This window comes from Thermoanaerobacter siderophilus SR4 (genome assembly GCF_000262445.1).
Taxonomy (GTDB): domain Bacteria; phylum Bacillota; class Thermoanaerobacteria; order Thermoanaerobacterales; family Thermoanaerobacteraceae; genus Thermoanaerobacter; species Thermoanaerobacter ethanolicus.
This window is the reverse complement of record NZ_CM001486.1, coordinates 2109134-2116773: the sequence shown is the minus strand read 5'-3', so window position 1 is coordinate 2116773 and position 7640 is coordinate 2109134. Positions and strand designations below refer to the sequence as shown.

Annotated in this window: 8 protein-coding genes, 1 pseudogene and 1 other annotated feature; of the genes and pseudogenes, 2 read left to right on the top strand and 7 right to left on the bottom strand. The window is 36.6% G+C overall.

Translation table 11 applies throughout. The features are described from left to right. Positions 1 to 12 precede the first annotated feature (12 nt). Positions 13 to 557: a sequence feature (16S ribosomal RNA rRNA prediction is too short), on the bottom strand. A 41-nt stretch (positions 558 to 598) separates the two neighbouring features. Continuing rightward, entirely contained in the window at positions 599 to 748 is a 150-nt protein-coding gene (locus THESIDRAFT1_RS13535; protein WP_019907714.1) for a hypothetical protein, read from the bottom strand. A 93-nt stretch (positions 749 to 841) separates the two neighbouring features. After that, positions 842 to 1548 (bottom strand): annotated as a pseudogene (locus tag THESIDRAFT1_RS10310) (tRNA 2-thiocytidine biosynthesis TtcA family protein). 110 nt (positions 1549 to 1658) lie between these two features. Here THESIDRAFT1_RS10310 and THESIDRAFT1_RS10305 point away from each other — a divergent pair. Both THESIDRAFT1_RS10305 and THESIDRAFT1_RS10300 read left to right on the top strand, forming a co-directional pair. Further along, positions 1659 to 2834, top strand: a complete 1176-nt coding sequence (locus tag THESIDRAFT1_RS10305) for a class I SAM-dependent rRNA methyltransferase (protein WP_006570357.1) — start codon at positions 1659 to 1661, stop codon at positions 2832 to 2834. 66 nt (positions 2835 to 2900) lie between these two features. Beyond that, the gene (locus THESIDRAFT1_RS10300) at positions 2901 to 3134 is read left to right on the top strand and encodes a peptidoglycan-binding domain-containing protein (RefSeq protein WP_003868407.1); all 234 of its coding nucleotides are present in this window, start codon (positions 2901 to 2903) and stop codon (positions 3132 to 3134) included. Here THESIDRAFT1_RS10300 and pyrE read toward each other — a convergent pair. From pyrE to THESIDRAFT1_RS10275, 5 genes are read right to left on the bottom strand one after another with little or no spacing between them, the layout of a single operon-like run. Then, positions 3131 to 3703, bottom strand: coding sequence for an orotate phosphoribosyltransferase (gene pyrE, locus THESIDRAFT1_RS10295; protein WP_039929352.1), 573 nt, complete (start codon positions 3701 to 3703; stop codon positions 3131 to 3133). The genes THESIDRAFT1_RS10300 and pyrE overlap by 4 nt on opposite strands. A 13-nt stretch (positions 3704 to 3716) precedes the next feature. After that, positions 3717 to 4625 carry a dihydroorotate dehydrogenase gene (locus THESIDRAFT1_RS10290; RefSeq protein ID WP_006570355.1) on the bottom strand — a complete coding sequence of 303 codons (909 nt, stop codon included), beginning with the start codon at positions 4623 to 4625 and terminating at the stop codon, positions 3717 to 3719. Beyond that, entirely contained in the window at positions 4622 to 5353 is a 732-nt protein-coding gene (locus tag THESIDRAFT1_RS10285) for a dihydroorotate dehydrogenase electron transfer subunit (protein WP_003869570.1), read from the bottom strand. Before THESIDRAFT1_RS10285 ends, THESIDRAFT1_RS10290 begins: the two co-directional genes overlap by 4 nt. Before the next feature lie 8 nt (positions 5354 to 5361). Then, the gene (gene pyrF / locus THESIDRAFT1_RS10280; protein WP_003869571.1) at positions 5362 to 6285 is read right to left on the bottom strand and encodes an orotidine-5'-phosphate decarboxylase; all 924 of its coding nucleotides are present in this window, start codon (positions 6283 to 6285) and stop codon (positions 5362 to 5364) included. 59 nt (positions 6286 to 6344) lie between these two features. Next, positions 6345 to 7640, bottom strand: coding sequence for a dihydroorotase (locus tag THESIDRAFT1_RS10275; protein ID WP_006570354.1), 1296 nt, complete (start codon positions 7638 to 7640; stop codon positions 6345 to 6347).

The window sequence follows — 7640 nt, the reverse complement described above, 5'->3', positions numbered from 1 at the left end:
CCCAGTAATTCCGAACAACGCTAGCCCCCTCCGTATTACCGCGGCTGCTGGCACGGAGTTAGCCGGGGCTTATTCTCCCGGTACTGTCATTATCATCCCGGGTAAAAGAGCTTTACAACCCTAAGGCCTTCATCACTCACGCGGCATTGCTGGATCAGGCTTTCGCCCATTGTCCAATATTCCCCACTGCTGCCTCCCGTAGGAGTCTGGGCCGTGTCTCAGTCCCAGTGTGGCTGATCGTCCTCTCAGACCAGCTACCCGTCGTCGCCTTGGTAGGCCGTTACCCTACCAACTAGCTGATGGGACGCGGGCCCATCCTTAAGCGGTAGCTTCCGCTACCTTCCCTCCCCATAGGATGCCCTACAAGGAGCTTATCCAGTATTAGCACCCCTTTCGAGGTGTTATCCCGGTCTTAAGGGTAGGTTGCCCACGCGTTACTCACCCGTCCGCCGCTATCCAGAGATCAGAAGTCGGAAGTCGATTTCCGACCTCTGAATCGCTCGACTTGCATGTGTTAGGCACGCCGCCAGCGTTCGTCCTGAGCCAGGATCAAACTCTCAGCTTCATTTCCTTACTCTTTCACTCCACCTTTTCCGCCTCACTGTTCATTTTTCAAGGTCCCTCCGCTGCCCCTCAGCAGCTTCTCTATATTATCAAATTCTATTACCTTTGTCAATACCTTATCTTGCTGTCTCGTCGCCTCAACAGCGACGTTTATTAATATATCATTTTTAAAAGAATTGTTCAATCCCTATAAAACTCCATTATGTCGAAAAATAACGGGAAATGTTCATGTTTTTTCTTTATACTCTTTTTTGCTGACTTTTATTCTTCTTTGCAGTTATCCTTCAAAGTGAAAAACGTCTTTTTTTATCGCTGTAAAAATTCTTTTGTCTATCTCAGGTATTTCTTTCTTTAAATCTATTATCAAATTCCTTATATAATGTCTTTTTGTATGTCCTTCAACAGGGCAAGGGTTCTTTACAACAGGCAAATTATTCTTTTTCACCTCACTTCTTATGTCTTTTTCCTTAACATATATCATAGGTCTTATTACAGTAATTTTTGACCTGTCTAAAAAAGAAACTGGCTCAAAAGTGTGAAGTCTACCATTGTAAAATAAATTCATTATAAAAGTATCTATTAAATCATCATAGTGATGAGCCAAAGCTACTTTATTGCATCCTTTTTCTTTAGCAAAATTATTTAGGGCTCCTCTTCTTAAATTTGCACACAAGGAGCAGGGATTTTCTTCTTTCCTGTAATCAAATACTATCTTTTTTATATCTGTTTCTTTAATAAAAAAGGTATCCCTTTTTCTCGGCAAAAATTTTCTACAGGCGTTGGGTCAAAATTATCATAACCTAACGTCAGCATCAATCCCATTACATCAAATTTCACCGGATAAAAATTTTTAAGGAGATGTAATCCATATAAAAGGGTTATACTGTCCTTTCCTCCTGAAACACCAACAGCTATTATATCTCCCTCTTGTATCATATTAAAATCTTGAACTGCTCTTCTTATTCTTCCAAGTATTTTTTGCATACTATCACCCCTTCAATATTAATACTATTCACAGGAATATGTCAATACAATTGAATATTTTGGCTAATTATGATATAAAAAAGTTATTAGAAGTTATGAGGAGAGATGTTATGGCAGACGTTATATTAAGAAACACAAATATTAAAAGGATTTTAAATGGTCACCCTTGGATATACAAAACTGAAATAGATAGAATTGAAGGAGATTACACTCCAGGTGGAATTGTAAATGTTTTAAATCACAAAAAAGAATTCATAGGAAAAGGATACATAAATCTAAAATCCATGATAACTGTCAGATTATTGACCAGAGATATTAATGAAGAAATAGATGAAGAGTTTTTTCGAAGAAGAATTAAAAGAGCATGGGAATACAGAAAAAAAGTTATGGACAATTTAAACTCCTGCAGAGTTGTATTTGCAGAAGCAGATTTTTTACCCGCTTTAATCGTGGACAAATTTGGTGACTATCTTGTTTTGCAAACTCTTGCATTAGGTATAGATAAATATAAAAATACAATAGTAAAGCTCCTTGTTGAAATATTAAATCCCAAAGGCATTTATGAAAGAAATGATGTAAATGTAAGAGAATTAGAAGGGCTTCCACAGCAAAAAGGATATTTGTACGGCAAGTTTGACACAATGCAACAATTTGAAGAAAATGGAATAAAATTTTGGGTAGACATTGAAAATGGCCAAAAGACTGGGTATTTTTTAGATCAAAAAGAAAACAGAAAAGCAATTCAAAATTACGTTAAAGATGCAGAAGTTCTAGACTGTTTCAGCCATACAGGCTCATTTACAGTACATGCCCTTCACTATGGTGCAAAAAGAGTTGAGACAGTCGACATCTCTGAGGAAGCCATTGAAATGGCAAAAAAGAATGTAGAACTCAGTGGTTATCAAGAAAGATGTAATTTCGTATGTGACAACGCCTTTGACCTATTAAGAAGATATGACAAAGAAAGCAGAAAGTTTGATACTATAATACTAGATCCCCCTGCCTTTACAAAAAGCAAAGAAACTGTAAAAGACGCATTAAGGGGATACAAGGAAATAAATTTAAGAGCATTAAAAATTCTAAGAGAAGGAGGCTTTCTCATCACCTGTTCTTGTTCACAGCACATAAAACCTGATATGTTTTTAGATGTCATTAAAGAGGCAGCCAATGATGCTAAAAGAAATGTAAGACTTGTAGAACAACGTACTCAATCAAAAGACCATCCAATATTATTAGCCTCTGAAGAAACTCAATACTTAAAGTGCCTAATTCTACAAGTCTTATAAAAAAGAACACTTTCCCTATTTTTATCATATTGTGTAATAGTGAAAGTGTATAAATGAGGTGAAAAAATGGAGAGGCAACAATTAGGCTCCAGGCTTCTATACGAGGGTACCGTCGGATACGATGTTCTTCAGCTTCAAATGATTCTTCAAAGTTTAGGCTATGACCCTGGTCCAATAGACGGCATTTTTGGACCAAGGACCAAAAACGCTGTTATGAGATTTCAAAGGGACAATGGCCTTAAAGTTGACGGAATTGTAGGACCTGAAACAATGAGAGTTATAAATATGCTTATACCTTAAAATTTCCTGCTTCCCGGCTTTACAAGAGGAATGCCTTCTTTGCAAAGGGGACATTCCTCTCTTTCAAATGCTTCAACATACAAGCTTACCACAGACTTAAAAGGAACTTCAAAATTTACCTTCCCGTCACTTCTATCAACTATGCTTCCAACTCCTATTACATTACCTTTTAAAGAATTGACTAACTCTATAACTTCTTTTACGGAGCCCCCTGTTGTCACTACATCTTCTACTACAAGCACATTTTCTCCTTCTTTGATTTCAAATCCTCTTCTTAGCTTCATCATTCCTTCTTCTCTTTCTGCAAAAAGAGCTTTTGCTCCAACTTGACGAGCAACTTCATAGGCCAATATAATTCCTCCAATTGCAGGCCCTATTACAACATCTATTTCGTGGCCTTTAAATTTTAATGCCAATTCTTTACTAAAAATTTCGCTGTATTTAGGATATTGAAATATTTTCGCACACTGCAAATAGGTATCGCTGTGTTTTCCTGATGTCAATAAAAAATGTCCTTTGTTAATTACTCCTAACTTGCTAAAAATCTCTAAGACTTCTTCTTTTTCCATTTTCTCATCCCCTTTAATCAACCTTTAAAGAACCTATAATCTCATTTATGTCTTCTATATTGTTTAAAACCATATATTGTTTTATTCCCTCAATAACTTCAATTGTGCAATTGGGATTCACAAAATTACAAGTGCCAATTGCCACTGCCTTCGCCCCCGCAATCATAAATTCTAATGCATCTTTAAATGAACTTATACCGCCCATACCTATAACAGGAATTTTTACGGCTCTCGCTGCCTCATACACCATCCTAAGGGCAATAGGCTTTATAGCAGGTCCAGACAAACCCGCAATCATGTTCTTAAAAATGGGGGTTCTTGTATCAATATCTATAGCCATCCCTGCAATTGTATTAATTAAAGATACAGCATCTGCTCCTCCATCTTCTGCTGCTTTAGCACAAACCCCAATATCCGTCACATTTGGTGTTAATTTTACAATAACAGTTTTTTGTGTAACTTTTTTTACTTCTTTTGTTATATTAAATATATCATCAGGATTTATTCCAAAAGCCATACCACCTTTTTTCACATTTGGACAGGAGACATTTATTTCAATTCCATCAACACCATCTATATCAAGCTTCTTTGCCATGTAAGCAAATTCCTCAATGGTTTCTCCTGCAATATTTACTATTACAGCAACATCATAATCTCTTAAAAAGGGCAGCTCTTTCTCAATGAAAGCATCTACACCCGGATTTTGAAGCCCTACACTGTTTAGCATTCCACAAGGAGTTTCATAAACTCGTGGAGGTGGATTGCCTTCTTTAGGTTTTACTGTAAGTCCTTTTACAACTATTGCCCCTAATTGATTTAAATCAATATATTCTCCGTACTCTCTTCCAAACCCAAAAGTACCTGAAGCTGTCATCACCGGATTTTTTAACTTAAGTCCCCCAACTTCAACTTGTAAATTCAAAACTCCACCTCCTCTGCCCAAAAGACGGGACCATCTTTGCACACTCTTTTGTACTCAAAACCACCATCTTTTTTCACTTTGCAAGCGCATACAAGACAAGCTCCTATGCCACAAGCCATCCTTTCTTCTACAGATATTTGACAAGGAATGTTATTTTTAAGAGAAATATCTTGTAATATCTTTAGCATAGGTTTTGGTCCACAGCCATATATTATGTCAATCTTATCAATTATATCTTCAATTCCTTGTGTCACCATTCCTTTTTTCCCAAAACTTCCGTCCTCTGTCGTGACAATAACTTCTCCTAAATTTTTAAACTCCTCCACAAGAAAAATTTCACTTTTAAATCCCAACGCAATATACAAATTTTTTGCTTTGATTTTTTTAGCAAGGTATAGAAGGGGAGGAATGCCTATTCCCCCTCCTACTATTAACACATTTTTGTCCTCATATAGTTCAAAACCATGTCCGTGAGGACCTGTTACTTCAATTGTGTCTCCTTTTTTCATTTCGGATAAATTTTTAGTACCTTCCCCTTTAACCTGATATACAATTGTCATTGATTTGTCATCAACAGAGCATACGCTTATAGGCCTTTTTAGAAAAGTCTTGCCTTTGCAGTCTACCATTACAAATTGGCCTGGAGAAGGTATTCCCCCCTTCCACTCATATACCAATTTATAAATGCCACTGGCTATCTTTTCATTAGACAATATCTTGGTCTTCATCTTTCACCTCAACAAGCGATGTATTTTCTTTTAACAAGCCCATTGTTAATCATACCTGTCATAAGAATTACTTCTGCTCTCGCCGCTTGTGCATACTCATATTCAGAATATACATCTTTCCAGTAAGGACTTTGATATGCATAGATAACGCTCCGGGAAGAATTTATTATCGCGCCAAGTCCATTCTCATCAAAACAATCCATTATATCTTCAACAGTCCCCCCTTGTGCCCCATAGCCTGGCACTAGAAAGAAACAATTTGGCATTTCCTTTCTTAGCACTTTTGCCTCCTCTGGATAAGTTGCACCTACTACTGCACCTATAGAACTATAGCCATATTTCCCAACTGCTGACTTTGAAATTTTATTTATTATTTTAGCAACTCGTTGATAGACGTATTCTCCTGTTGCAGTTTTTATATCCTGTATATCTTTAGAACCTTTATTTGAAGTTTTGACAAGTGCAAATATACCCTTATTGTATTTGATCGCATCTTCTACGTAAGGGATTATAGTATCTTCACCCATGTAAGGATTTACAGTAATCGCATCAAACAACTGGTTTTGCATATATGCTTTTGAATACATTTTTGCAACCTCTTGTATATCTCCTCTTTTAACATCCGCTATTACCATAAGCCCTAAATTTTTAGCGTATTCAGCAGTTTTGAAAAAAGCTTTAAATCCTTCTATCCCATAAGCTTCATAAAAAGCAACTTGGATTTTGACCGCAGGCACAACATCGTAGACTGCATCTATTATACCTTTGTTAAAAAGGTATAAAGCTTCAGATATGCCTTCAATATTTTCTCCTTTTCTCTTAAAAGCAACGTCTTTTATAAATTGTGGAGTTTTTTCAATTCTGGGGTCAAGCCCCACTACAACAGGGCTTTTCTTAGCTTTTATACTCTCAATTAATTTATCAATAAACATCTACACCATCCTCTTATTGAAAATTTATTCATTTTATCGCATAAATATTCCTTTATTAATTATACCTCAATTTTTTCAATTTTTCTATCCCTTGCATATTTTATTTGACCTTCAACTATTGTGTATTCCACAACTCCTTTTAGCTTCATACCATGGAAAGGTGTGTTTTTTCCTTTTGATTTAAATTTATCTTTGTCAACTACATACTCTTCATAAGGGTCTACAATCACAATATCCGCTGTCTTGCCAACCTTTATTCCACTGGATATACCCAGTATATTTGCAGGATTTATGCTCATGTAATTGACTAAATCTTTCATGTTTATTTTACCTTTTTGTACAAGGAAAGTATTTATTACGGAAAAGGCTGTTTCTAAGCCCGATATTCCAAAAGCAGCCATGTCGTAAGGCACTTTTTTGTCATCCTTAGTGTGAGGGGCATGGTCTGTCGCGATTGCATCTATTGTGCCATCTTTCAATCCTTCTATTAATGCTTCTATATCCTCTCTTGTCCTTAAGGGTGGATAAGCTTTTGTGTTTGTATCGTAATTGTAGACTGCTTCATCTGTCAAGGTAAGATTGTGAGGAGTCACTTCAGCAGTTATTTTCACTCCCTTTTCTTTCGCTTCTCTTATAAGTTCGACACTTCCTTTTGTTGAGATATGTGCGATGTGAATCCTTACACCAGTTGACTTTGCAAGTATAATATTTCTTGCAAGCATGACTTCTTCTGCTTCTCTTGGTATGCCTTTTAATCCTATCATTGTGGAAATTACTCCGCTATTCATTACACCTTCGCCACTTAATGTTTTGTCTTCACAGTGAGTTATCATGAGTAAGTCATACATTTTTCCATATGTCATTATCCTCTTCATAAGCCCTGCGCTCATTATTGGAAAACCGTCATCAGATAAGGCAACAACCCCTGCTTTTTTAAGTTTTGCCATCTCGGTTATTTCTTCGCCTTTCATTCCCTTTGTCATGGCTCCTATAGGCAGTACTTTTACAACTCCTTCTCTTTGCGCAATGCTTTTTACATATTCTACTACTATTTCATTGTCTATAGGAGGATTTGTATTTGGCATGCAGGCAACAGTAGTGTAACCTCCTGCTGCTGCAGCTTCTGTTCCTGTTTTAATAGTCTCTTTCTCTTCAAATCCTGGCTGCCTTAAATGGGTGTGCATATCCACAAAACCTGGGAGTACATATTTGCCTGTCGCATCAATCACTATCCCGTCTGAGGCTTGTATATTTTTGTCAATCGCTTTTATGATACCATAGTCTATTAATATATCCGCTTTAACTTCACTTCCAAACCCATCTATTACAGTACCGTTTTTTATAATCATTCTCAT